Annotated in this window: 24 protein-coding genes and 1 riboswitch; of the genes, 5 read left to right on the top strand and 19 right to left on the bottom strand. The window is 49.0% G+C overall.

What is annotated here, in order from left to right; translation table 11 throughout:
• Nucleotides 1-4 precede the first annotated feature (4 nt).
• The 10 genes from rsmD to pdhA all read right to left on the bottom strand — a co-directional run bounded on the left by rsmD (nt 5) and on the right by pdhA (nt 10,200).
• Nucleotides 5-565, bottom strand: a complete 561-nt coding sequence (rsmD, locus tag CK797_RS07985) for a 16S rRNA (guanine(966)-N(2))-methyltransferase RsmD (RefSeq protein ID WP_104689235.1) — start codon at nt 563-565, stop codon at nt 5-7.
• A complete protein-coding gene (locus tag CK797_RS07980; RefSeq protein WP_104689234.1) occupies nt 565-846 on the bottom strand; it encodes a YlbG family protein in 282 nt (93 codons plus the stop codon). The genes rsmD and CK797_RS07980 overlap by 1 nt, the downstream gene beginning before the upstream one ends.
• Nucleotides 847-861: 15 nt before the next feature.
• Nucleotides 862-2,073, bottom strand: coding sequence for an FtsW/RodA/SpoVE family cell cycle protein (locus CK797_RS07975; protein ID WP_104689233.1), 1,212 nt, complete (start codon nt 2,071-2,073; stop codon nt 862-864).
• Between the two features lie 103 nt (nt 2,074-2,176).
• Nucleotides 2,177-4,021, bottom strand: coding sequence for a translational GTPase TypA (gene typA / locus CK797_RS07970; protein WP_104689232.1), 1,845 nt, complete (start codon nt 4,019-4,021; stop codon nt 2,177-2,179).
• 106 nt (nt 4,022-4,127) lie between these two features.
• A complete protein-coding gene (locus tag CK797_RS07965) occupies nt 4,128-4,898 on the bottom strand; it encodes an inositol monophosphatase family protein (protein ID WP_104689231.1) in 771 nt (256 codons plus the stop codon).
• Nucleotides 4,899-4,900: 2 nt separating this feature from the next.
• Nucleotides 4,901-5,185 (bottom strand): UPF0223 family protein, encoded by a 285-nt coding sequence (locus CK797_RS07960; protein WP_104689230.1) that lies wholly within the window; start codon nt 5,183-5,185, stop codon nt 4,901-4,903.
• Nucleotides 5,186-5,317: 132 nt separating this feature from the next.
• Nucleotides 5,318-6,745 (bottom strand): dihydrolipoyl dehydrogenase, encoded by a 1,428-nt coding sequence (gene lpdA, locus CK797_RS07955; RefSeq protein ID WP_104689229.1) that lies wholly within the window; start codon nt 6,743-6,745, stop codon nt 5,318-5,320.
• Between the two features lie 6 nt (nt 6,746-6,751).
• On the bottom strand, nt 6,752-8,074 hold the full coding sequence (locus tag CK797_RS07950) for a 2-oxo acid dehydrogenase subunit E2 (protein ID WP_104689228.1): 1,323 nt from the start codon (nt 8,072-8,074) through the stop codon (nt 6,752-6,754).
• Nucleotides 8,075-8,119: 45 nt separating this feature from the next.
• On the bottom strand, nt 8,120-9,097 hold the full coding sequence (locus tag CK797_RS07945; protein ID WP_104689227.1) for an alpha-ketoacid dehydrogenase subunit beta: 978 nt from the start codon (nt 9,095-9,097) through the stop codon (nt 8,120-8,122).
• Between the two features lie 2 nt (nt 9,098-9,099).
• The gene (pdhA, locus tag CK797_RS07940; protein WP_104689226.1) at nt 9,100-10,200 is read right to left on the bottom strand and encodes a pyruvate dehydrogenase (acetyl-transferring) E1 component subunit alpha; all 1,101 of its coding nucleotides are present in this window, start codon (nt 10,198-10,200) and stop codon (nt 9,100-9,102) included.
• Between the two features lie 253 nt (nt 10,201-10,453).
• Here pdhA and def point away from each other — a divergent pair, with 253 nt between their 5' ends.
• On the top strand, nt 10,454-11,023 hold the full coding sequence (def, locus tag CK797_RS07935; RefSeq protein WP_104689225.1) for a peptide deformylase: 570 nt from the start codon (nt 10,454-10,456) through the stop codon (nt 11,021-11,023).
• A gap of 38 nt (nt 11,024-11,061) precedes the next feature.
• Here def and CK797_RS07930 read toward each other — a convergent pair whose 3' ends face one another.
• Complete coding sequence (locus tag CK797_RS07930) at nt 11,062-11,532, bottom strand: hypothetical protein (RefSeq protein ID WP_104689224.1); 471 nt, start codon at nt 11,530-11,532, stop codon at nt 11,062-11,064.
• 137 nt (nt 11,533-11,669) lie between these two features.
• On the opposite strand from CK797_RS07930, the gene CK797_RS07925 reads away from it, so the two are divergent.
• Together CK797_RS07925 and CK797_RS07920 are read left to right on the top strand one after the other, a co-directional pair.
• Nucleotides 11,670-11,885, top strand: coding sequence for a DNA-directed RNA polymerase subunit epsilon (locus CK797_RS07925; RefSeq protein ID WP_104689223.1), 216 nt, complete (start codon nt 11,670-11,672; stop codon nt 11,883-11,885).
• An 82-nt stretch (nt 11,886-11,967) separates the two neighbouring features.
• Nucleotides 11,968-12,909: a diacylglycerol/lipid kinase family protein gene (locus CK797_RS07920; RefSeq protein ID WP_104689222.1), complete on the top strand. Its 942-nt coding sequence runs from the start codon at nt 11,968-11,970 to the stop codon at nt 12,907-12,909.
• A gap of 30 nt (nt 12,910-12,939) precedes the next feature.
• Here the strand turns inward: CK797_RS07920 and CK797_RS07915 are convergent, their stop codons facing one another.
• The 8 genes from CK797_RS07915 to lysA form a co-directional block, all read right to left on the bottom strand.
• Nucleotides 12,940-13,146 (bottom strand): hypothetical protein, encoded by a 207-nt coding sequence (locus CK797_RS07915; RefSeq protein WP_104689221.1) that lies wholly within the window; start codon nt 13,144-13,146, stop codon nt 12,940-12,942.
• 139 nt (nt 13,147-13,285) lie between these two features.
• Entirely contained in the window at nt 13,286-14,683 is a 1,398-nt protein-coding gene (locus CK797_RS07910) for a C40 family peptidase (protein ID WP_104689220.1), read from the bottom strand.
• A 265-nt stretch (nt 14,684-14,948) separates the two neighbouring features.
• Complete coding sequence (locus tag CK797_RS07905; RefSeq protein WP_104689219.1) at nt 14,949-16,007, bottom strand: aspartate-semialdehyde dehydrogenase; 1,059 nt, start codon at nt 16,005-16,007, stop codon at nt 14,949-14,951.
• 26 nt (nt 16,008-16,033) lie between these two features.
• The gene (gene dapB, locus CK797_RS07900) at nt 16,034-16,813 is read right to left on the bottom strand and encodes a 4-hydroxy-tetrahydrodipicolinate reductase (protein ID WP_104689218.1); all 780 of its coding nucleotides are present in this window, start codon (nt 16,811-16,813) and stop codon (nt 16,034-16,036) included.
• Between the two features lie 15 nt (nt 16,814-16,828).
• Complete coding sequence (dapA, locus tag CK797_RS07895; RefSeq protein ID WP_104689217.1) at nt 16,829-17,746, bottom strand: 4-hydroxy-tetrahydrodipicolinate synthase; 918 nt, start codon at nt 17,744-17,746, stop codon at nt 16,829-16,831.
• Nucleotides 17,747-17,761: 15 nt separating this feature from the next.
• Complete coding sequence (locus CK797_RS07890; RefSeq protein ID WP_104689216.1) at nt 17,762-18,910, bottom strand: N-acetyldiaminopimelate deacetylase; 1,149 nt, start codon at nt 18,908-18,910, stop codon at nt 17,762-17,764.
• An 8-nt stretch (nt 18,911-18,918) separates the two neighbouring features.
• Nucleotides 18,919-19,629: a 2,3,4,5-tetrahydropyridine-2,6-dicarboxylate N-acetyltransferase gene (gene dapD, locus CK797_RS07885; protein ID WP_104689215.1), complete on the bottom strand. Its 711-nt coding sequence runs from the start codon at nt 19,627-19,629 to the stop codon at nt 18,919-18,921.
• Nucleotides 19,630-19,667: 38 nt separating this feature from the next.
• Nucleotides 19,668-20,981, bottom strand: a complete 1,314-nt coding sequence (gene lysA / locus CK797_RS07880; RefSeq protein ID WP_104689214.1) for a diaminopimelate decarboxylase — start codon at nt 20,979-20,981, stop codon at nt 19,668-19,670.
• A 99-nt stretch (nt 20,982-21,080) separates the two neighbouring features.
• Nucleotides 21,081-21,263: riboswitch (Lysine riboswitch) on the bottom strand.
• 210 nt (nt 21,264-21,473) lie between these two features.
• On the opposite strand from lysA, the gene CK797_RS07875 reads away from it, so the two are divergent.
• The gene (locus CK797_RS07875; protein ID WP_104689213.1) at nt 21,474-22,835 is read left to right on the top strand and encodes an aspartate kinase; all 1,362 of its coding nucleotides are present in this window, start codon (nt 21,474-21,476) and stop codon (nt 22,833-22,835) included.
• 12 nt (nt 22,836-22,847) lie between these two features.
• Nucleotides 22,848-23,849 carry a diaminopimelate epimerase gene (gene dapF, locus CK797_RS07870; RefSeq protein WP_104689212.1) on the top strand — a complete coding sequence of 334 codons (1,002 nt, stop codon included), beginning with the start codon at nt 22,848-22,850 and terminating at the stop codon, nt 23,847-23,849.
• The last annotated feature ends 171 nt before the right edge of the window (nt 23,850-24,020 follow it).

Raw genomic sequence — 24,020 nt, 5'->3', positions numbered from 1 at the left:
AAAACTACTCCTTTCGAAAACGGTAAATGGTTAGTACTGTTATACCATATGTCTGCCGGCGAATAAACGCAAAGTTCGGCTGGTCTTCGGTTGGCAGGTCGGCTGCCTGATTGGTCTCAGCGACGATCACTGCTCCATCATTGAGCAGGTCATCAGTCACCATTCGGTCGAGGTCCCGCATGATCTGCTGCTTGGCATAAGGCGGGTCCAAATAGACCAGGTCAAACTTAGTCTGATGCTTACCGAGCATCCCCAGGGCCTTTCGAGCGTCCATTTTATAGACTGAGAACTGTTTGGGATTCTTAGTCACCTCAATATTGTGATGAATTGTCTTGATTGCCTGATATTGACGGTCAATCAAAACCGCATGGTCAATTCCACGGGAAACTCCCTCAATGCTAAGTCCCCCACTACCAGCAAATAGGTCTAAACTCTGCCCACCGTCGAAATACGGCCCAATGATGTTGAAGAGGGCCTCCTTCACCTTGTCGGTCGTTGGCCGGGTTGCCATGCCAGGTACGGCATTTAGTTTACGGCCACGAAACTTGCCAGATACTACTCTCATTACTTATCATCCTCATCATGTAGTTTATACAGTCCGGTCATCTCTAAGTCAGTCAGGGTCGGATCAAGGTCCGGACGCACCGACTCCTCCACCCTGCGGACCGCCCGCAGGTGACTGATCTTATTTTTTACCGTATCAATCTGATCTTGATCAACGTATAAAATCACGTAATGCATCCGTCGGGAAAAATAGCGTACAGTCCCGTAGTGGTGAAGGGTCCGGACAACCCGGTTACCGTTGATGTACACCACCAGGGCCCGACGAGCAGTTAACTTAAACATCCTATCATATCCTTACTAATCTGTTGGTAAAAATGGTTCGCCGACTGCCAGCTGATCCTTGTTCTGGCGAATACTAATGTTAATGACTATTCCCACCGTTGCCGAAAGAACCACCATACTGGAACCACCGTAGCTGATGAAGGGGAAGGTCACACCGGTAATCGGCAGCAAGCCTAAAACACCACCGATGTTGAAGAAAGTCTCAATCGTGAAAAAAGTGGCTGACCCGTAGCAGATCAAGCTCTGATAGAGGGACTGGCTCTTGACTCCCAACTGGATCATCCGACAGATCAGTACCAGCAGGAGAATCAAAATCGCCATTACCCCAACCAAGCCGAGCTCCTCGCTAGTGATCGCCATAATGAAGTCAGTATTGGGTTCGGGCAGATACCCCATCTTCTGGACACTGTTTCCCAAACCAACACCAAAGATACCACCATTACTAATGGCATAATAAGAGTTGACCAGCTGGCTCCCGGATCCGCTGGCATTGCCAAAGGGATTCATGAAGGCAATAAATCGCTGAATTCGGTAGCCACCATGCAGCCAACCATTAATGATCGCCAGCTGAAGGCCAAAGTAGATCACCAGTGGAAAGCCAATCACCGCAGTAATTGCCTTCCCCCAGCGAATATCACAGGCAAGGATCATCACGGCAATAATACAAGCGTTGATCGCGAAGCCCCCCGTGTCCGGCTGAATAAAAATCAAGCCAAGATACACCGCAGCTAGCACTAACGGGCCCCGTGACAACTTGGAAAGCAGGAAATGCTGTCCCTGCTGTCGTGCTCGAGCCATCCGGTCGGCCAGGTAAAGGATAAAGTAGAGCTTACAAAATTCTACCGGTTGAATGTTGATCGGCCCCAAATTTAACCAACCTTTGGCCCCGTTGACCGCTTTACCAAGTACTAAGACCACCACCAGCATGATCCCCATACCAATGGTTGAATACTCAAGGAAACGACGGTGACGGTAGTGAGCAAGCGGGTAATTGGCACAGAATAGGAGAACAGCAATTCCTAAAACGACGTAGATGCTCTGTTTGAGCAAGTAAGCCTGGGGAGTCCCACCGTTCTGCATCTGAATTGCCGCACTCGATGAATAGACCATCACGATCCCAAGCAAGCACAAAATGAGATACGGAACCATCAAGTAATAGTCCCAAAAATGGAAGTTTTGTTTAATTGTAGCTAGCCCACGACGGGGCCGAAACTTTATCTTTTTCACGAAGTTACACCTACTTCAATTAAAAGTATCTTTTTCATTATAGCATTATAATGACCAAAACCCGAAAGACATCACAGTGCCTTTCGGGTTTTCTTAAATATATTTACTTGCGTGAAGCGGCACGACGGCGCTTAGCTTCCTTTTCACGAGCGTTCGTGTTCAGGATCTTCTTACGCAGGCGGATATTCTCCGGCGTAACTTCACAGTATTCGTCTTCGTTCAGGAACTCAAGTGATTCTTCAAGAGAGAAGTGAGTTGGTGTCTTAATATGAGCCATTTCATCAGAACCGGCTGCCCGGACGTTGGTCAGGTTCTTACCCTTGGTGATGTTAACTGTGATGTCGTTCTCACGGCTGTTTTCACCAACGATCATCCCTTCGTAAACCTCCGTACCTGGGTCGATCAGGAGTTGACCACGACTTTCGATTCCCATCATGGCATAAGTCGTTGCCTTACCAGCATTCATAGATACTAAGGTTCCCTTTTGCCGACCAGGGTTCCAGTTCTTAATTACTGGAGCATACTTTTCAAAGGTGTGACTCATGATCCCATAGCCACGGGTCTGGGTCATGAACTCAGTAGAGTAACCGATCAAACCACGTGATGGTGCGAGGAAGATCAAACGGGTCTGGCCGTTTTCACCAGGCTCCATGTTCTTCATCTCACCCTTCCGCTTGGAAAGACTGTCGATAACGGCCCCGGTATATTCATCAGGAGTATCGATCTGAACCTCTTCAAACGGTTCACACATTGTCCCGTCAATTTCCCGGTAGATAACTTCTGGCCGAGATACAGACAGTTCGTAGCCCTCACGACGCAGGGTTTCGATCAGAATGGACAAGTGCAGTTCACCACGACCGGAAACGGTCCAGGCACCAGGGTCATCTGTGTCGTCAACCTTGAGAGATACATCGGTCTGCATTTCACGCTTCAAGCGATCTTCCAGCTGACGAGCCGTCACGAATTTACCTTCCCGACCAGCAAATGGTGAATCGTTGGTCCGGAAAGTCATCCGCAGTGTCGGCGGATCAATCCGCAGTGGGGTCAGGGCTTCCGGATGGTCAGGGTCGGTAACCGTTTCACCAACGTTGATGTCTTCCATCCCGGAAACGGCAATCAAGTCACCAGCTTTGGCTTCCTTGATTTCCAACCGCTTCAAACCGAAGAAACCGAACAGCTTAGTAACCCGGAAATTCTTCTTGGTCCCGTCAAGCTTCATCAGAGTAACATTGTCGCCGACCTTGATCTTCCCCCGGAAGACCCGGCCAATTCCAATTCGGCCAACAAAGTCATTGTAGTCCAGAATAGCAACTTGGAACTGAAGCGGTTCATCGGAGTTGTCAACCGGAGCCGGAATGGTCTTGATGATGGTATCGAACAGCGGCTTCATCGTGTGTTCCTGAGTCGAAATATCAGAATCATAACTGGAAGTCCCATTCATGGCTGAAGTGTAAACAACCGGGAAGTCCAGCTGGTCTTCGTCGGCACCCAGCTCGATAAAGAGGTCCAATACTTCGTCAACAACTTCTTCCGGACGGGCACCCTTCCGGTCAACCTTATTGATGACCACGATTGGGGTCAAGTGTTGTTCTAGTGCCTTCTTCAGCACAAAGCGGGTCTGCGGCATGGTCCCTTCAAAGGCATCAACAACCAGCAATACCCCGTCAACCATCTTCATAACCCGCTCAACTTCACCACCGAAGTCAGCGTGTCCTGGGGTATCCAGGATATTAATCTGGTACTTGCCGTACTTGACAGCCGTGTTCTTGGACAGGATAGTGATCCCACGTTCCCGTTCAATGGCGTTGGTATCCATGGCCCGGTCCTGGATGCTGAAGTGTTCCGGTAAAGTATCTGACTGCTTCAGCATTTCGTTAACCAGGGTCGTCTTACCATGGTCAACGTGGGCAATGATCGCAATGTTACGAATGTCCTCACGAGTTTTCAAAGCGTAATTCTTCCTTTCGTTTCAATCTGTTCATCCTAACTAGTATACACTGGTTAGCGACTGATTTCATAAAAAAACTGTGACAAACCGGTCACAGCTTCGACAACTAATCGGTGCGATCCAGGATATCCTGACCCGCGCGCTTCGTTGCTACTAATACAAGATTAGATGATAGCACACTTATTCCATTATCGTCAATTGATTTAACGGTCAATCCCAATTCTTCGGCCAGGACCCGTCCTGCGGCAAGGTCCCAGGGCTTTAAGTGCGAAACGTAAGCACCCAACTCACCATTCAGGACACCGATCATTTCCATCGCCGCGCTACCATACATTCGCAGGCCACTCGCTTGGCGGGCCACTTGAGCCAGGTTAGCCACGTCATCGAGGACTAGCGAACTACTAATAGCAATCAGGCTATCGTGCAGGTTAGCATTAATCGGACCTGCCAGCCGTTGATCATTCTTGAAGACACCCCAGCCATTACCTCCATGATAAAGGTCCTGGTTAACCGCATCCATAATGTAGGCCAGAGTTGGGTAGCCGTCAACGTAAAGGGCTAACATGATCCCAAAGTGATTATGCTGTTTGACAAAATTAAGGGTACCATCTAGGGGGTCGACAATCCAGACATGACCGGCTAAGTCATTAATCTGCTGGTCACCGAACCCCTCTTCACTCAAAATCCGGCAGCCGGGATCAATTTCTCGCAACTGACGGTCAATCGCCTGCTCGTTTTGGCGGTCGATTGTGGTCACCAAATCGTTGTAGCTGCTCTTGGTGGCCACCCGATAAGAAGAACCGTCCAGGTGGCGGAGAGTCTGTTGGTTAACCATCCGCATAAGCTTCTGTACTCTTAAATCAATTTCTTCTAACATTACTAATCGCCAACCATCTTAAGTCGCTGTGCATTACTATTCTGAGCCTGCTTGACTACCCGGTAGAGAACGTAACCGGACTCACGCGTAAAGTCGCGGCCAATTTGCTTCTCTTCAGCCTTAGAATTGACAATTTGTTTGAAGGCCTGGTAACGTTTCAGCAATTTTTCACGACTGATCCCAACCTCATAAGCATCCTCAACAGCCCGAAGCATTGCGATCACGGTTTCCATCTCAGCCGTTGACCAGTTAGGATTCAACGGGTAAGAATAATTCTGACTTTGCATTTAACCACTCCTCATCAATTGTTTATTCCTATTATACAATTCCCCTTAAGCAAGCGTTACCTTTAAAACCAAAAACACGTTGCCATGATCGACAACGTGTTTTTGGATTTGATTAAGATGTTAGTAACTTATTTAAATATGGGTTGGGAAGCCCATCGCAACGTCAGTAGCCTCTTGAATTGGCTCATTAAGGGTTGGGTGTGGGTGAATCGTTAAGGAAACATCCTCAACATTCATCCCGCAGTTGACGATCAATGATAATTCACCAGCCAACGTACTTGCTTCTGGTCCAACGACCTCAGCACCAACAACATTCTTCTTGTCCTTGGTGTAGGTGAACCGGACAAACCCATCAGGCTGATCGAGTGATACCGCACGAGCGTTCCCGGCAAATGGGAACTTAGCGGTAGCAACCTCAATCCCCTTCTCCTTAGCTTCGTCAGCGGTCATCCCTACTTGGGCCAGTTCAGGGTCAGCGAAGCAAACAGCAGGTACCCCTACCCAGTCATTAGCGGTGTTCTTACCGGCAATCGCTCCAGCAGCAGTCTTACCCTCAAAGAAGGCCTTGTGGGCTAAGGCAGGACCTGGAACAATATCACCAATTGCCCAGATACCTGGCACGTTAGTCCGACCCTGCTTGTCAACGATCACTTGATGGTGATCGTTGAGCTTAACACTCGTCATATCGAGGGCAAAGTTATCAGTATTTGGCTTCCGACCAACAGAAACCATGCAGTAGTCTGCCTTGATACTGTTTTCCTTGCCGTCAACTTCATAGGTAACCGTGACAGAAGAATCATCTTGAGTGGAGTTCTTGGCCATGGCTTTGGTAATAATGTCAATCCCCTTCTTCTTCAGGTTCTTAACAACTACACTTACCATGTCTTTGTCAAAGCCACCAAGGATGCTATCAGTTCCTTCAATGATCGTTACGTGTGAACCGAGATCAGCGTAAGCACCAGCCAATTCAGTCCCGATGTAACCACCACCGATGACAACTAGTTCCTTTGGGATTTCTGGCAGATTCAGGCCACCAGTTGAATCAATGACCCGTCCTTCAAACTTGAAGTTAGGAATTTCAACTGGACGTGAACCAGTTGCCAGGATCAGGTTCTTCCAAGTAATCTTCTTACCACCGTCAAAGTCCATAAACTGCTTTGGACCAGACTTGAGAACCCGAAGTTGGTGGTCGTTATCCATCATGGCAACACCATCGATAACTTCAACCTTGTGCTTCTTGAGCAACATCTTGACACCACGAGTCATCCGGTCAACAACTTTGTGCTGCTTCCAGTCTTGGGTCTTCTTGAAGTCGATCGTTGCATCGGTCTTGGAAATACCATAAGTTGAAGCATCACGGGCTTCACGAAGCCGGTGACCAGCCGCAATCAAAGCCTTAGAAGGCACACAACCAACGTTCAGGCAGACACCGCCTAAACCGGGATCACCCTTTTCAATCAGAGTAACCTTTTGTCCTAATTCAGAGGCACGGATAGCGGCAACGTAACCACCAGGGCCTCCTCCGACGATAACCGTATCTTTTTGTTCAACATCAGCCATATTTAATTAGCCCTCCATCATTAACAATTCAGGATCTTCGAGAAGCTTCTTCAGGTAATTCAAAGCTTCAGTAGCTAAGGCACCATCAATTAGACGGTGGTCAACAGTCAGTGACAACTTCATGTTGTGGCCAACGACAATCTCACCTTCAGCATTAACAACTGGTTCAGTAGCAATAGTCCCCATTCCAAGGATTGCAACTTCTGGTTGGTTGATAATTGGTGTGAACCAACCACCACGCATAGAACCAATATTGGAGATAGTCATGCAACCGTGAGCCATGCTTGCTGGACTAAGCTTGTTATCTTCAGCAGCTTGAGCATTATCGGAAATTTCCTTAGCAATTTCAAACATACTCTTGGCGTCAGCATTCTTGATGTTCGGGTTGTACAAACCGTGGTCAGTGCTGGTAGCAATACCAATGTTGTAGTAATGCTTTTGAACCAATTCCTGAGTACTGTCATCAATTGAACTGTTGAATTCTGGGTACTTCTTCATCATAGCAACGAGGGCCTTAACAACGTAAGGCAGGAAGGTCAGGTGAATACCTTGGTCAGCAGCAACTGGCTTGTATTTCTTCCGGTTAGCCATGATCTTGGAAACTTCGGCGTTAGCAAAAATCGTAACCATTGGACTAATGTCAGCAGATTCACGCATGTTCTTAGCAATGATCTTCCGCATATTGGACAGTGGTTCACGGGTTTCAGCATCTTCACCAGCACCGGTGTAAGGCTTAATTGTGTTACCAGCCTTTGGAGCAGCAGCTTCAGCAGTTGCAGGACTGGCAGCTGGTGCACTCGCGGCAGCACCGTTGAAGTTATCGATATCTTCCTTCAGTACTTGACCATGGTTACCACTTGGTTGTACCAAGGAGATGTCAACGCCCTTATCACGAGCGTATTGACGAACTGACGGCATTGCCATAACCAGCTTGTTTGGCTCAGCCAGTGGTGCAGCTCCTCCCTTGGCAGGAGCAGCTGACTTTGCCGGAGCAGCACTTTCAGCTGGAGCAGAGGACTCTTCCTCAGCTGGTGCTTCATCATCAGCGTCATCGTCATCTTCGGCTTCCACGTTGGTGCTTACACCGTCCTTGCCATCATCAATTTCAACTAGGTTATCACCCTTTTCGACATGATCGTCTTCCTTAGCATCCAGCTTAGTAACGGTCCCATCAACTGGTGATACCAATTGGGTAGTTGATTTATCGGTCTGAATTTCTACTAATGGATCATCGGCCTTAATTTGGTCGCCTTCCTTAACCAGGAATGAAGCGATGTCACCTTCGGTAAGGCCTTCACCCATTTCAGGCAGTCTGAATTTGTAAGCCATATTTATTTAACTTCCTTTCTAATTAATCGTAGCGATTGGCTGTGATTAATAGTTAACTACTTGACGAGCTGCGTCTTCAATTTCCTTAGCACGTGGAAGCCATACGTCTTCTGCCATTGGGAATGGGTAAACAGAGTTAGGTGCGGCAACACGGGTAATTGGAGCATCCAGGTACATGATGGCACCTTCGGAAATTGCGGAAGCAACTTGGGCCCCAACACCGGCCATCTTTTGTGATTCTTGAACAACAACGACGTGGTGCGTCTTCTTTACAGATTCAAAGATGGTGTCAGTGTCGAGTGGGTAAAGTGAACGAAGGTCGATAACTTCAGCAGAGATGTTGTCCTTAGCAAGCTTCTTAGCAGCCTTAACAGCTTCAGGAACCATCCCACCATAGGTAACAATCGTAACATCGTTCCCTTCTTGAACAACATTAGCCTTGTCCAACGGAACAGTGTACTTGTCGTCAGGAACTTCACCCTTAACTGAACGATAAAGACGGAGGTTTTCAAGGAAGAGAACTGGGTCATTATTTTCAATAGCGGAAATTACCAGGCCCTTGGCATCATAAGCGGAACTTGGGGTAACAACCCGAAGCCCTGGGATACCAACGAAGAAGTTTTCAAGATCGTCCCCGTGGAGCTCGGCAGTGTGGGTACCACCACCGTAAGGAGTCCGGATGGTGATTGGCATATTCTTGGTTCCATCATATTGGAAACGTACACGTGACATCTGTCCGGCAATCGAGTCCATCGCTTCAAATGTGAAGCCCATGAACTGAATTTCTGGAACTGGACGCCAGCCAGTAGCAGCTAAACCAATTGACATCCCTAAAATACCTGATTCAGCAAGCGGGGTACTGAATACACGATCTTTGCCGTACTTCGTCTGTAAACCATTAGTAGCACGGAAGACACCACCGTTTTTACCGACATCTTCACCGAAGACCAAGGTCTTGGGATCTTCAGCCAAAGCAATGTCAATACCTTCAGTAATAGCTTTGATATATGTCTTTTTAGCCATGATTACTTCGACTCCTTTGCTTCGTACTCTTTGATTTGTTCCTTAATATCTGGGGTTGGTACTTCGAAGGTCCGCTTTAGCATGTCAGAAACCTTTTCTGGTTCAACAGAGTCAGCTTCCTTGATAGCCTTCTTGAAGTCATCCTTGCATTCATCTGCGTACTTCTTTTCTTCGTCTTCAGACCAGAGGCCCTTCTTAGTTAAGTACTTACGAAGCCGAATCAGTGGGTCCTTATCGAACCAAGGCTTTTCTTCTTCCTTGGTACGGTACCGACTAGGGTCGTCACCAGCAGAACTGTGGGCGCCGAACCGGTAAGTCAAGGTTTCAATCAGAACCGGACCATTACCAGCGGCAGCAAATTCACGTGCTTCCTTGGCAACTTCGTAACATGCCAGTACATCCATCCCATCGACTTGAACGCCTGGGATACCAGCAGCAACACCTTTTTGTGCAATAGTTTGTGCTTCGGTTTGCAGCTTACGTGGGTAAGAAATTGCCCAACCGTTGTTTTGAATAATAAATACGGCAGGTGCTTGGAAGACACCGGCAAAGTTCATTCCTTCGTAGGTATCACCCTGTGAAGAGCCACCTTCACCAGTGTAGGCATAGGCAACGGTATCCTTTTCGCCGTTCTTCTTGATACCAAGAGCAGCACCAGCCATTTCAACCATCTGGGCACCAATGATAATTTGTGGACGAAGGGCACGTGCTTCGAACAGGTTACCCTTGAGGTGACCCTTGGACCACAGGTACATTTGAGCAACAGTTGCACCGTGTTGAATCAATTGTGGTAAGTCACGGTATGCAGGGCAAAGGAAGTCCTGCTTCTTGAATGCTGATGCTGTACCCATTTCAGAAGCTTCCTCACCCCAGGTTGGAGCGTAGAAGCCTAAACGACCTTGTTGGGAGAAACTCATGGTTTGTTCGTGCAGTGCACGTTCCCAAACCATTTTCTTCATTAAATCTACTAATTGGTCATCAGTGAAATTAGCCATTAATTCCTTGTTAACGACGTTCCCATCATTATCAAGAATTTGAACAGGCTTTGCGTATGCAGCGCCTTCATCGGCTTTAATCTTTGCAAAGTCAACAGCATTGGCCATTATAAAACATCCCTTTCCAAATCCAATTAACATCATGTAAGCGATTGCCTACTTACATTTTCTAGTATAACTGTTTTTCGATACAAAACAAGCGCTTTCATATACTTTTTACCGAAAAAATGACTAAAAAAGATTGTGAAAAGGTTATCTTTGCGATTAGCGTATTTTTTACGATTCTAGTTTATTTAATTAGCTATTCCTGGTGAATATGATATTATTAATAAGATAGAGCAAATTTTGGAGGCGAATATTTTTGTACCTAATGAAGGACATTACTCGTGACGGTAACCCCGTTTTACGGAAGCGAGCAGCAAAAGTTGAATTTCCACTATCAAAGGAAGATCAAGAATTAGCAAAAAAGATGATGGAATACTTAGAGGTCAGTCAGGACCCCGAACTGTGCGAAAAGTACCACCTGCGGGCTGGAGTTGGGCTGGCCGCACCACAGGTTGGGGTTTCCAAACAGATGGCCGCTGTCTTGGTCCCACCGCTTGAAAGTGACGACGAAGAGGCCAAGCCACTGTTTAAGGACGTCATCATTAACCCGGTGATTGTTAGCGAATCCGTACAGTATGGCGCCCTAACTGAAGGGGAAGGCTGCCTGTCCGTCGATAAAGACGTACCTGGCTACGTACCCCGTCACGACCGAATCACCCTACGCTATCAGGATGTCAAGGGCGAAAAACACCAGGTACGACTGAAGAACTACCCGGCTATTGTTTGCCAGCATGAGATCGACCACCTGCATGGGGTCCTCTTCTATGATCATATCAATAAGGATCACCCCTTTGAAGCTCCCGAAGGTACGATCATGATTAGCTAATGATACAAAAAAAGAAGCAGTTTTACCTGCTTCTTTTTTTAATGTTTATCATGATGGTCCAGTCGCTTCAGGTCTCTGACATACTCTACCGTTGACTCATTCAGCAGGTAGGCCACATCAATATGAAGAATTCCTTCATATTCCCACCAATCGGTCACCACGAAGACCGGGTTCCCTGGTCGAACCGCTGCCAGGTCATGCTGGTCAGCGTAATTTATCAGGGCCGTACTGAGCTGATTGCGATTCAACCGATCATTGGCATTCTTGCCGTCAAAGTGATATTCAAAGGCCAAAACGCCTTTGCCCCAAACATCGGCCACCAATTGAGAACTCAACGTCTGATTCCACCCCAGCAGCTGCTTTAAGCTTGTGTTGACCGCTGCATCAGTCGTTTGTTGTGCTCGATTGCGCAGCATAATCGTCGCCCGATTAATCAGGACCCGGTGAATAGTCACATACAAACCAATCACAATGATAATTGCAACCAAACATACCCAAAATAGTCGCATACTATCGCCTCATTTTAATTTTTTATTTGACTTAATAATACCATGTCGGTAAATTCTAAGACAGTATTGATTACTTGTGCTAAAATGGATAGAGTAATTACAGTAAACGATATCTTTAAATAAGGAGTTTTTACAGTATGACTTTTAAGGTATACTACCAACCGGATAAGAAAAAGCGGCCGGTCCGTGAGAATACTCAATCCCTGTACATTGAAGCCGACTCAGAAGCTGAAGCACTACTGATGGTGGAGCACAATACTGACTACAGCATCGAGTACGTTGAACAACTTGATGACAAGGCCCTCGCTTACGAAAAGCAAAATCCCAACTTTAAGATTACGACATTTGATTAATGACGTTGAGGAGGGTTGTGGCAAATAGTTTTGCCACAACCCTCTTTGTTTAATTCTATTTTCAACCAAAGGAAGAACAACAATGCATTATTCAATCATCATCAATCCCCGAGCCGGTAATGGCGACGCTAAACAAGTCTGGCAGACCATCAAGAGTCATCTCGATGGAGCAAACATTTGCTACGACTATCAGCTGACTAAAGAGAACGGCGACGCCGAGTACTTTTCCCGCCGGGTCAGTCAAAATCGGCAGGTACAAACACAGACAGTGATCGTAATCGGTGGCGATGGTACCCTACACGATGTCTTAAACGGTCTTATTAAAGCTGCCCCGAACAGCTCTGCCCAAGTTCCTCTAGCCTATATTCCTGTTGGGGTTAACAACGACTTTGCGAAAGGTTACGGCATCTCTTTAGATCCACTTAAGGCTCTTCAACAGATTCTCAACGCTAAACAGGCCCGCCGAATTAACATTGGTCACTACCATGATGCCATCAAGAACCAAGACCAATACTTTCTCAATAATCTTGGAATTGGTTTCGATGCTGCCATCATCAGCCGGGCAAATGGCCAATCTGGCCGACGCCGGCCCCTCAGCCGGTTCGGCTTCTTCCGTCACGCCCTCGGTGTCCTGTATAACCAGCAGCAGTCCTTCACCCTGATGGTTCAACGGCAGGGCAGCCGCGAGTTCTTTAAAAAAGCCTACATTGTTATTATCGCTAACCACCCATACATGAGTGGCCATCTCCAGATTACCCCGACCGCCAAGCTGACGGAATCATCTTTAGACCTGATCGTAGCTGAACGGAAAAACTGGCTGATCACCTTCTGGCAGATCTGGAAGTTTACCCATGGCAAACTGGCTGACTCGCGTTTTGCAACTCACTACCGCGGCCGGGACTTTCACTGTACGACCACCTCATTAGAATTTGCCCAGGTCGACGGCGAGGAAGTCGGCAACCAGTTTATGGACCTTCTGATCTCCACCAGCAGCTATCCCTTCTACCAACAATCACAAGACTAAAAAAAGCATTTGGAAAATCCAAATGCTTTTTTAGTCTTCAGAGGCTTCCATCGCTTCGAGAATGATCTGTAGATTACTGCACTCCTCGCGCAATGACTGCATCTCATCTCCATGAGTAGGCTGAACGATTACCGTTTGACCACTGTGATCATCGACGGTTCCTTCATTCTGACAAAGGGCATCAAGCCGTGCTTGAGCCTGATTCAATTCTTCTTCGATCTCATGTTTATTACTCACTTTAAACACTTCCAATCTAAATTAGTAAATATTTAAAGCAATCAACAAATTGCATATAGATAAAATATCATGCCTGATCAAAAAAGTTAACCCTTGCGACGTTACACTTCTGTTACTTTATGGTGAAAATTTTCTAATGTTACTTAACCGTTCCGGCAAAGCTCGGCTGGAAGTATGGACTGATCGTGTATGAGGCTACGTTGGTCCCCGGTTTAGCAGCCGCAACAAATTGGTTATTACCAGTGTAGATCGCACAGTGGTAAGTTGCACCATGCTGACCCCAGAATAGAATATCCCCAGCTTGAGCTTCACTGACAGAGTGCTGACTGACACAACTCTCCAAGGCTACCGTATTGTGCGGCAGCTGTTTGCCCTCGGCATTAGCATAAACGTATTTCACTAAACCGGAACAGTCCATTCCACTCAATGAGGAGCCACCCCAAACGTAAGGAACACTATTAGTATTAGCAATCTTAGTGGCCAGGCTAACCACAGATCCAGAGCTGAGATTCTGATTGGCGTTAGCCTGCGGCTGAGCCGAAGCTGGAGTTACCGGCTGACTAGACTGGGCAGGAGCCTGACTGGCTTGTGGTGCCGCTTGCTGACTGGCACTGACGGGTGCCTGGGAAGCCACCGGCTGTGGTGCCGACTGCTGGCTGGAATTAACCGTCTGTGAAGCTGTCGAGGTCGTAGCCGCCGTTGACGCGGCGTTAACAACGGCTGGCGTAGCCGCAGACTTAGTGACAGAAATTGGTTGGGAAGTCGATGCGGTAGTGCTACCCGTTACTTCTGAGCTAGCCTGACTTGTGGCCGTGCTAGCATCAGCATTATTGACTGCGGCTGCTAACGCCATCTGATCAGTTGCTGAAGCGCTTGTTGGTGCTGGAGAAGTGGCACTCGCCGATGACGTGTTTGGCACCGTACTATCAGCTGCACTAACCGGTTGCTGTTGAATTGCACTAGCGGACTGAACCGGCGCCGTGGTGCTCGTCGATGCAGTTGTCGTTTCCTGACTAACAACTGGTGTAGCGCTGGCCATTGGTGTTTCATTCGTTGTCACCGGCTGTGCATTGGCAGTCGGTACTGCAACAGTATTTGAAACCGCTCGACCATTAACGACCAGGTGCTGACCAATGTATAGTTGGTCACCAGACAAGCCGTTCAGGGCCATCAGGTTGGTAACGGAGGTGTGGAAGTGCTGAGCAATTTTACTCAGGGTATCACCGGGCTTCACAGTGTAGCGGCCGTATTCATCCGCCTGCATCGTCGCACCACTGTCAGGTAAAGTCAGCTGCTGACCGGCGTAAATCAGATCAACACTATCGCTGACCTTTTGGATGGTGTTGGCATTAGTGTTTTCCAAGGCAGAAACAGTCGTTTGATGCTGTTGGGCAATCTTCCAGATAGTATCCCCAGCCTTAACGATGACATGATTGGCACTAGCAGCTTGGGTAGATACTGCCAAAGCGCCTAAAGTACCAATTGTCCCGGCCAACACGCTACGGACCGCTGAACGATGGTGTGCTCGTTTTACCATAAGCAAAACTTCCTTCCTAGATTTAGATTGGTTTTATACAAAAATAAATAAATTAGTTAAGCATACAATGTTTACTGTAGCATTAATTAGCCCATTAGTATAGCGAACACCTGGTCTATTACCATTTTAGAGTCCATTTAAAAAGCGGCAAACACCTTTCCACAACTAACGTTTAAACACAATTGAGTTATAAATTCAGTATAGACAGCCAGCACATCATTGTGAGACGACCATAACCGCTGTTCCGCCTAAAATTTGTTATTCATTAAATCAAGTGATCCTTAACCAGGCACTCAGCGTTCTCCACTGTATTCCAGGCAGCCCCCTTCAGAAGATTATCGGCAACCACCCACATATTAAAGGAACCCGGATTCTCCGCATCTGCTCGCAGCCGACCGACAAAGGTATCACGCTTGCCAACGGCATTCAGGGGCTGGGGGTAGATCTGATGAGCCGGGTCATCCTGGAGTACGACACCCGGTGCCCCCTGCAACACTTCCCGAAGCTGATCAACGGTAATAGTTGGGTCATCAACTGTGAAGTAAACCGACTCACCATGGGCGATTGGCACCGGCACCCGAACACAAGTGGCGGTGACCTTGATATCCGTAGCGTTCATGTCATTGAGCATGATCTTCTTAGTCTCGTGAATCATCTTCCATTCCTCGTGAGAGTAACCGTCATCCTCAAAGACATCAATTTGCGGCAGGAGGTTAAAGGCCAGCGGATAGTGCTTCTTATCCCCCTTGGTTGGTAGGATCTGGGCATCCCCCCGAATATCTCTGCCATCCAGATAATCCTGAGTTTCCCGCTTTAATTCATTTAAGGCAGACTGACCGGCCCCAGACGCCGCCTGATAAGTAGAAACGATCACCTGCTTGAGGCCAAATGCCTGGCGGATTGGTTCCAAGGCAACGACCATCTGAATCGTTGAACAATTTGGATTGGCAACGATCCCATGATGATTCTTCAAGGCATCCTCGTTAACCTCGGGAACCACGAGTGGCACGTTCGGTTCCATCCGAAAGGCGCTGGTGTTGTCGACACAGACTGCTCCGCGCTTAACCGCCTCGGGCAGGAACTTCTTAGAGACGCTGCCCCCGGCCGAAGAAAGTACCAGGTCGACTCCGTCAAAAGATTCTGGAGTAGCCTCTTCAACTGTAATCGACCGACCCTTGAACTGGAGCTGCTTGCCAGCAGACCGGCTGGAGGCCAAAAGTTTTAGATTCTTGACCGGAATAGTTGATTGTTCAAGCTGTTGGATCATCCGGGTACCAACTGCGCCAGTAGCCCCTAAGATTGCGACATTGTATTTTCTATCCATAATAACGATTCTTCTTTCTGTCAATACTAAAGGATGTTCTCTAAACCGATTACGAGGTGATCCAATTGATCAATCTTTTCAAGGGCCACCCTGACTCCACTCATAAACGACTGACGGTCAAATGAATCCTGTCGGATAGTCAGTGCTTCACCGTCTCCCCCAAAGAGCACCTGCTCATGGGCGATATATCCGGGTAGGCGGACGGAATGGATCTTAATGCCGTGATAATCGCCGCCGCGGACCCCGGACAGGCTCTCTTGCTCAGTTGGATTGGTCTCGTGAGGATCACGAACCTGGTTAATCAGCTTAGCCGTGCTCAGTGCGGTCCCAGATGGAGCATCTCGCTTATCAGCGTGATGCATCTCAATGATCTCCACGTCCGGGAAGTAGGCCGCTGCCTCCTTGGCAAACTTCATTAAGAGAACCGCCGACATTCCAAAGTTTGGCGCGATCAGACCGCCAAGCTGCTCCTGCTGACTGAGCTGGACCAATTTAGCCTCCTGTTCCTCTGTTAAGCCAGTCGTACCGACAATTGGCCGCATCCCATGTTGAAGGGCGAACTTGACGTTTTCATAGACGGCAGCCGGCAGGGTAAAGTCGATCCAAATATCGGCGATCCCTTCTTCAATTTCACTCAACTGGTGGTAGACCTTGACCGACGAAGCCAGGTGATATTGAGCTATCTGATCGGTCGCTAAGTGGGGAGCTAGAACAGCAGTTAGCTGGCAATCTGCCAAGCTGTTAACCAGTTCAACCGCCTTCTGTCCCATCGCACCAGCAGCACCAGCAATTAAAACCTTCCTCATGCTTGTCACCACCTTTTATAAGTCTATCGACAGATCCTGAGTACTCAAAGAGTTAGCAGGCAGGCCCAAAGCAGTCTCCAGGGACCGCTTCTCCTTATCATTTAAGGAAAGAATCGGCAACCGGCAGCCACCAGCGGCTAGACCTTGAGCATTCAGGACTGCCTTGACAGGTGACGGTGATGGGTACATGAAGAGGGCTGCCATCTTTGGCGTCAGTAGACGCTGCAGCTGCCCAGCCTTTTGGTAATTACCAGCGTACAGCTGGTCATACATCTGCCGCATTTCCTTAACATAGCAGTGGGAGGCTACAGAAATAACCCCATTTGCCCCAAGAACACGAGCAGTCAGGGTTTGGGCGTCCTCACCAGTGAAAACAGCAAAGTCATCAGCGGCATGGTCGATGATGTACTGCATCTCTTCAAGCGAGGCACACTGCTTAACCCCGGCGATGTTCGGGTGCTGTGACAGCTCTACGACAGTCTGGGCGTCCATCTTAACCCCGGTCCGGCCCGGGATGTTATAGATAATGATTGGAATCTTGACTTGATCGGCTACGGCAGTAAAGTGGGCAAGCATCCCCCGCTGGTTCGGTTTATTGTACGGTGGGACCACCACCAGTGCATAGTCGATTCCATCAATAGCTGCAACCTCATTAGTGAAATCGATCGTCTCCTGAGTGTTGTTAGACCCGGTTCCAGCAATCACCGGTACCCGGCCAGCAATGATCTGACCAAATTCTTGATAAAGGGCAAGCTTCTCATCATGGGAAAGAGTTGGCGTCTCACCCGTGGTCCCCCCAATGACAAAACCGTTGCTACCCCCAGCGAGGAGATGTTCGGTCAAAGTCTTAAGGCTATCAATGTTAATGTGGTTATCACTGTCGAACGGGGTCACAATTGCAGTCAATAAATCAGCGTCTTGTAATGTTGTCATCCTTTTAACCTCCAATTAATATTCTTGCATCCGGTAGTTTAGGAAACCGGTAATGGCGTCAACACCCTTTTGAATGGCCTCCTCTTTGGGAGTCAGGGTGGCGGAGTGAAGCTGGGAGCTGTCATCAACCCCCAGCCAGAACATCGTACCCGGGAATTGGGCCAGCAGGTAGCCGAAATCTTCTCCAGTCATTGCCGGTGCAGTTTCAATAAAGTTAACGTCCGAAGCCCGTTGCATATAGTCAATAAAGCGCCGCGTCAGGGATGGATTGTTTTCAACCGGCCAATAGCCTCCCTGGTTGAGCTCAAGTTCAACGTCTAGACCAAAACTGGCAGCAATCCCATCACACACGTCTTGCAGCCGACGATCGATATGTTCAATCATCTGCTGAGTGAGACCGCGGATCGTTCCCTCAATGCGGGTATGTCCTGCGATGACATTGCGGATCGTTCCTCCTTGAATCTTGCCTAGGGTAATTACCCCACTAGCGATCGGGTCGATACTACGAGAAATGATTGTCTGAACCTGCATGATCAAATTAGCGGCAGCAACAACAGTATCATTAGCATTCTGGGGATAAGCCGCGTGACCGCCCTTCCCATTAATATCGATGTTAACCTCGGTTGTCCCGGCAAACAGGGTCCCCATCCGGCAGCCGATCGCCCCAGCTGGCAGATCTGGGTTGTCATGAAGGCCGTAAAATTCATCTGGTCGCCATTGACCAGTGAAAATCCCAGCCTCATAGGCTCGCTTGCCGCCATAGTCATTCTCCTCTGCCGGTTGAAAGAAGAAGAGCAGGTTATCCTTGGGCTGATGATCACTGAAATAGCTCAATACTCCCAGGGCTACCGTCATATGGATATCATGGCCACAGGCATGCATGACACCGGGATGGCGAGAGGCAAAGGCCAGGCCCGTCTGCTCCGTCACCGGCAATGCATCGATATCGGTCCGGTATCCGATTGTCCGAGTCGGCGAGCTACCGTGGACTAAAACCAGGATCGCTGTCGGTAATTCTTCCGGTACCCGGATTGTCAGGTTGGCCTGGTTGAATTTGTGAATCACCTTTAATAGGTAATCATGAGTTTGATATTCGTGTAGGGCCAGCTCCGGAATCTCGTGAAGGTGACGTCGCACTTGAATCAGTTGTTTTTCTGTTAGCATCTGCTCACCTACAGCTTTCTGAGATCATCTTCTAAGCCGGTCTTGCTTTCTGTCTGTTGGTCAACATTCTTAATGAACTTGGCTGGAACCCCGGCGACCATGGTATGGGGAGCCACGTCATGGGTGACGATTGCCCCGGCAGCAACCACGGCACCCTCACCGACATGGACCCCCTCAATTACCACGGCATTAGCTCCGATCAGAACATTATCATCAATTCGAACCGGTTGAGCGGAGGCAGGCTCCACCACCCCAGCCAGGACAGTCCCGGCGCCAATGTGGCAGTGTTTACCAACAATCGCCCGGCCACCAAGGATAGCGCCCATGTCGATCATTGAGTCTGCACCAATCTCAGCCCCGATGTTGATCGTAGCCCCCATCATGATGACAGCATTATCGCCAATCAGGACCTTGTCACGAATAATCGCGCCTGGTTCGATCCGGGCATTGATTCCTTTCAGATCCAACAACGGAACGGCAGAGTTGCGGGCATCGTTTTCAACGTGGAAATCAGCAATCCGATCTCCAGCCTGGTCAAGGAAGGGCTTGACTATCGACCAATCACCGAAGATTACCCCACTATGAGTCTCAGTAAAATGCTGAATCCCTTCTGGAAATTTCAAACTGGTCAGGTCCCCGCGCAGGTAAACCTTGACCGGAGTCTTCTTGGGGGCGTTGCCAATGTAGTTAATGATCGTCTGTGCGTCTAATTTTGCCATGTTGCTAACCTCTTTCTACATAATATGATAGGGAATCATTATTGCTGTTCATACGGGTGGTCTAGGTGCACCAGGTCCGCATAGCTCTCGCGTTCGATCACCAGCTGGTCGTGACCATCCTCGGCGAATACTACTGCTGGCCGTGGATTACGGTTATAGTTGGAGGCCATCGCGTAACCATACGCCCCGGTGTCCAGCATTGCTAACACGTCACCCGGCTCAGTAGCTGGCAGCCCTTGATCCTGGCTCAGGATGTCACCAGATTCGCAGTACTTGCCAGCCAGGCGAGCGTGTTCCTTAATTGGAGCGTGAGGATCATTAGCCAATACCGTCTCGTATTCGGCCTGGTAGAGAGCAGGACGAATGTTATCGCCCATTCCCCCGTCGACGGTCACGTAAGGTTTCAGACCCGGTACATCTTTGCGGGAACCAACCGTGTAGAGGTTATAACCCGCGGGACCGACAATCGATCGGCCCGGTTCGATCCAAATGGCCGGCAGGTCCAGCTTAGTCTTAGCGACTGCCGCCTTGATTGCCTTGATGATGGCATCAACGAACTCCTCTGGCATCAAGGGATGATCAGCGCTGACGTAGCGGATTCCAAAGCCGCCCCCGACGTTGATAACCCGGGCAGCGTAACCATATTTGGTCTGCCAATGGCTGGCAACTTCAACCAGCTTGTCGGCAACTCCCGCGAAACCAGCCAATTCAAAAATCTGTGAGCCGATATGGGCGTGTAGCCCCAACATTTCCATCCGCGGATTAGCTAGGACCTGCTCCAATGCCTTGTCCGCCTGGCCAGATGCCAAGTCAAAGCCAAATTTACTATCGACCTGGCCCGTCTGGATGTACTTATTGGTATGGGCAGAAATTCCCGGGGTGATCCGAAGCATGACCTTAATCTGGGCGTCATTCTCTTCCAAGAGCTGAGACAGAAGGGCAATCTCGTGGAAATTATCCAGCATAATCACTCCAACATGATGGCGAATCGCCATTTCTAACTCGGCGGCGGACTTATTGTTCCCATGGAAGCTAACCCGGTCCATCGGGAAGCCAGCCTGAATGGCCGTATAGAGTTCCCCACCAGAAACTACATCAATGTGGGCGCCTTCCACTGCAGCTACCTGGTACATAGCAATGGCAGCAAAGGCCTTGCTAGCGTAACTGACTGCGTAGTCCACCTGGTTGACCGCAAAGACCTTCTTAAAGCGACGGATCTGCTCGCGGATCCTGCTAACATCGTAGACCACCAGTGGTGTCCCATACTTATGAGCCAGTTCAACCGCGTCACAACCACCAATCGTCAGGTGGCCAGCGGCATTAATCTGTTGCTCAGTTAATTGCTCATTCATCTTGTTCCCTCCAGTTCTATTCATGGGTGGGGAGTCGACTGATAAAAAAATCCACTGTCTGCGCAAACAAACAGTGGATCCAATTTAGTTATCCATCTAATCTGTCGATAGCGCAACGCAGGCTCTTATTTGTCCCACGACAGTCCGTGACCTGTTCGACCACGCCCCAGCTAACTCAGTCGTGCCTAACTGAGCGCTTCGGCAGCCGCCCTGTTCACCGATCATCACTGCTTGGCATTGCTCCGATCGGCTACTAGTGTTGGCTGCGCCTCTTCGATTCATGTTTCTAGCTTATAACAAATCATTAGAAAGTCAATAGGCTAATTTAATTTTTATCAGTTTAATTTAATTCATTATATGAGGTAAAACGTTAATATAACGTCAAGCAAGAATAATTATGCTTGCTTATTTTAAGTTCCATGTTAGAATTCGATTAAAATGTGTCGGCGATAATGAGAATTGCCAATTATCGCCCGAAGGAGTTTGATAAAGATGAAAGTAGTTAAGTTTGGCGGCAGCTCCCTAGCCGACGGGAACGGTTTCGCCCAGGCAATTAAGATTATCACGTCCGATCCCGAGCGACGGGTGATTGTCACCTCTGCCCCCGGCAAGCGGCAGGCTGGTGATATCAAGGTGACCGACCTCCTGATCAAATATGCTAAACAAGTAATCAATGATCAACCAACCAATACCACCCTCCAGCAGATCCTTGATCGCTACCAGGCCATTGCCAACTATTTCCACCTGCCAGATAGCCAGCTAACACCAATTGTCGACCGCTTGCAAAACCTTCCCAACGGAAATTACCCAAACGATCATTACCTACTGGCCGCCTTCAAGGCCCACGGTGAACGTTCTAATGCTCAGCTGATGGCCCTGGTCCTTAATCATCTGGGGCATCCAGCCCGTTTTGTTACCCCGACAACCGCGGGAATCCGAGTTTCGGGAACACCGAACAATGCCAATGTGATCCCCGAGACCTATAGCCTACTCGAGCAATTCACGGCCAAGCAAGATGATGAGCTCCTAGTCTTTCCCGGTTTTTACGGTATCACCCTAGCCGGGCACATAGCCACCTTTTCCCGGGGTGGATCTGACATCACGGGAGCAATCCTGGCCCGGGGACTGCATGCCGACTTGTACGAAAACTTCACTGACGTCGATGCCATTTACGCAGCCAATCCCGGTGTAGTTGATACCCCACAACCGATCCGCAAGATGACTTACCGCGAGATGCGGGAACTCTCCTACGCCGGTTTTTCGGTCTTTCATGACGAGGCGCTGATTCCAGCGATTGAGGGTAACATCCCAATCAACGTTAAGAACACCCACCATCCCGAGAAACCCGGTACCCTGATCGTCCCCGACAAAGACTTCCAACCAAGTGATATCGTCACTGGAATCGTCAGTGGCAAGCACTTTGCGGCCCTCTACCTCCACAAGTACCTGCTCAACAAGCAGACCGGTTTTACCCTGCGAATTCTGGAGATCCTGGCTAAACATCACGTTTCATACGAACATATGCCGTCCGGGATCGACGACATCACTATCATCTTGGACCGTAACCTGGTCGATGACCAATTGATTGATACCATCTCCAACGAGATTCAGGAAGCAGTCAACCCTGACCGTCTTGAGTGGATCAATAACTACGCCATCACCATGGTCGTCGGTGAGGGGATGCGTAACCGGATTGGCGTAATCAACGATATCCTAGCACCCCTGGCCCACCAGCACATCGCCGTCCCAATGATCAACCAAGGGGCCTCCCGCATCTCAATCATGATCGGCACCAACGATCATGATGCCGATGACGCTGTTCGTGCCATCTATCACCGCTTCTTCGCCAACTAAGGAGGAATTCACATGCCAACCTTATTTAAAGTCCATGGTTCCCAGAACCAGTTCTTCATCCTTGACCAGACCACCCTCAGCCAGCCGCTGACAGATCCAGAGCTTCGCCAATTGACCCGCCAGCTTACTAACCTCCAAACCGGCCTACTGGACGGTGCCGACGGGGTACTGGTGGTCGATAAACCGTTTCGACCGGGGTCCCAGGCCCAAATGCGGGTGATTAACGCTGACGGTAGCGAGGCCACAATGTGCGGCAATGGTTTGCGAACAGTGGCCCGCTACGTTGCCAACCGGGACCACGTTGATCAGTTCAATGTCGACACCAAGGACACCAGTCTTCGAGTCCGCAAACAGGATAACTTGGCTCCTGGTGTCCCCGCTTTTGCCGTTGAAATCTCCCCCGTCCGCTTTGCCAAGGATGCTTTGCCCTTTGGTAACCTGGGCCATGACCGCCTGCTCGATACTCCGGCACCGGAATTATGGCCCCGCTTACGATTCAGTGCCATTGCGGTTCCTAACCCCCACCTGATCAGTTTTGTCGACCGACCAGCCCTCCAGGATAATGTCCTCGGCGTACTTGGTCACCGTCTGAACGAGAAGAACCCTTATTTTGGCGACGGGGTTAACGTTAACTTTGCCCACATCCTTGGTCATAACCGGCTTTTTGTCCGGACCTATGAGCGCGGGGTGGGCTTTACCAACGCCTGCGGAACCGGAATGTCGGCCACCAGTCTGGCCTTCGTTCTTCTTCATCCCGATGCTACCGACTTCGACCAACCAATCGACGTTTTCAACCCAGGAGGCAAGGTTCGTACTATCGTCCACTACCAAAATCAGGGATATTGGATCGAATTGATCGGCAACGCCACCTTTACTCACGAGATCACAGTAGATGAAGCGGCCCTCCACCAGGCAACGGTTCAGGCCGATAAGTGTCAAGTTACTGTCACTGGCGAGCAGGCCGCCTACCAGGCCTTTGTTGACCAGTTGCCACAACTGAACCTCATCGATTAAGAAGCAATACCAAAAGCCCCGTCGCGCACAAACGGGCTATAATGCCCTCTAAGTATACAGATGAAATAGAAAATTCATCTTATATACTTGGAGGGCATTTTTTGTGGATAGGAATTCAAAATATAGTACAGAAGAAAAGCTATCGATATTAAACGAATTAAGTCATTCTAG

Source organism: Limosilactobacillus pontis, from assembly GCF_002940945.1.
Classification (GTDB): Bacteria; Bacillota; Bacilli; order Lactobacillales; family Lactobacillaceae; genus Limosilactobacillus; species Limosilactobacillus pontis_A.
Note: the sequence above shows the minus strand (reverse complement) of the source record. Positions and strands in the feature narration are given on the sequence as shown.

Bases quoted from the DNA above. Each gene is read 5' to 3' on its own strand.
- rsmD (WP_104689235.1), bottom strand. From the start codon at position 565: ATGAGAGTAGTATCTGGCAAGTTTCGTGGCCGTAAACTAAATGCCGTA.
- CK797_RS07980 (WP_104689234.1), bottom strand. From the start codon at position 846: ATGTTTAAGTTAACTGCTCGTCGGGCCCTGGTGGTGTACATCAACGGT.
- CK797_RS07965 (WP_104689231.1), bottom strand. From the start codon at position 4,898: ATGTTAGAAGAAATTGATTTAAGAGTACAGAAGCTTATGCGGATGGTT.
- CK797_RS07960 (WP_104689230.1), bottom strand. From the start codon at position 5,185: ATGCAAAGTCAGAATTATTCTTACCCGTTGAATCCTAACTGGTCAACG.
- lpdA (WP_104689229.1), bottom strand. From the start codon at position 6,745: ATGGCTGATGTTGAACAAAAAGATACGGTTATCGTCGGAGGAGGCCCT.
- CK797_RS07950 (WP_104689228.1), bottom strand. From the start codon at position 8,074: ATGGCTTACAAATTCAGACTGCCTGAAATGGGTGAAGGCCTTACCGAA.
- CK797_RS07945 (WP_104689227.1), bottom strand. From the start codon at position 9,097: ATGGCTAAAAAGACATATATCAAAGCTATTACTGAAGGTATTGACATT.
- pdhA (WP_104689226.1), bottom strand. From the start codon at position 10,200: ATGGCCAATGCTGTTGACTTTGCAAAGATTAAAGCCGATGAAGGCGCT.
- CK797_RS07930 (WP_104689224.1), bottom strand. From the start codon at position 11,532: ATGCGACTATTTTGGGTATGTTTGGTTGCAATTATCATTGTGATTGGT.
- CK797_RS07925 (WP_104689223.1), top strand. From the start codon at position 11,670: ATGACTTTTAAGGTATACTACCAACCGGATAAGAAAAAGCGGCCGGTC.
- CK797_RS07920 (WP_104689222.1), top strand. From the start codon at position 11,968: ATGCATTATTCAATCATCATCAATCCCCGAGCCGGTAATGGCGACGCT.
- CK797_RS07910 (WP_104689220.1), bottom strand. From the start codon at position 14,683: ATGGTAAAACGAGCACACCATCGTTCAGCGGTCCGTAGCGTGTTGGCC.
- CK797_RS07905 (WP_104689219.1), bottom strand. From the start codon at position 16,007: ATGGATAGAAAATACAATGTCGCAATCTTAGGGGCTACTGGCGCAGTT.
- dapB (WP_104689218.1), bottom strand. From the start codon at position 16,813: ATGAGGAAGGTTTTAATTGCTGGTGCTGCTGGTGCGATGGGACAGAAG.
- dapA (WP_104689217.1), bottom strand. From the start codon at position 17,746: ATGACAACATTACAAGACGCTGATTTATTGACTGCAATTGTGACCCCG.
- CK797_RS07890 (WP_104689216.1), bottom strand. From the start codon at position 18,910: ATGCTAACAGAAAAACAACTGATTCAAGTGCGACGTCACCTTCACGAG.
- dapD (WP_104689215.1), bottom strand. From the start codon at position 19,629: ATGGCAAAATTAGACGCACAGACGATCATTAACTACATTGGCAACGCC.
- lysA (WP_104689214.1), bottom strand. From the start codon at position 20,981: ATGAATGAGCAATTAACTGAGCAACAGATTAATGCCGCTGGCCACCTG.
- CK797_RS07875 (WP_104689213.1), top strand. From the start codon at position 21,474: ATGAAAGTAGTTAAGTTTGGCGGCAGCTCCCTAGCCGACGGGAACGGT.
- dapF (WP_104689212.1), top strand. From the start codon at position 22,848: ATGCCAACCTTATTTAAAGTCCATGGTTCCCAGAACCAGTTCTTCATC.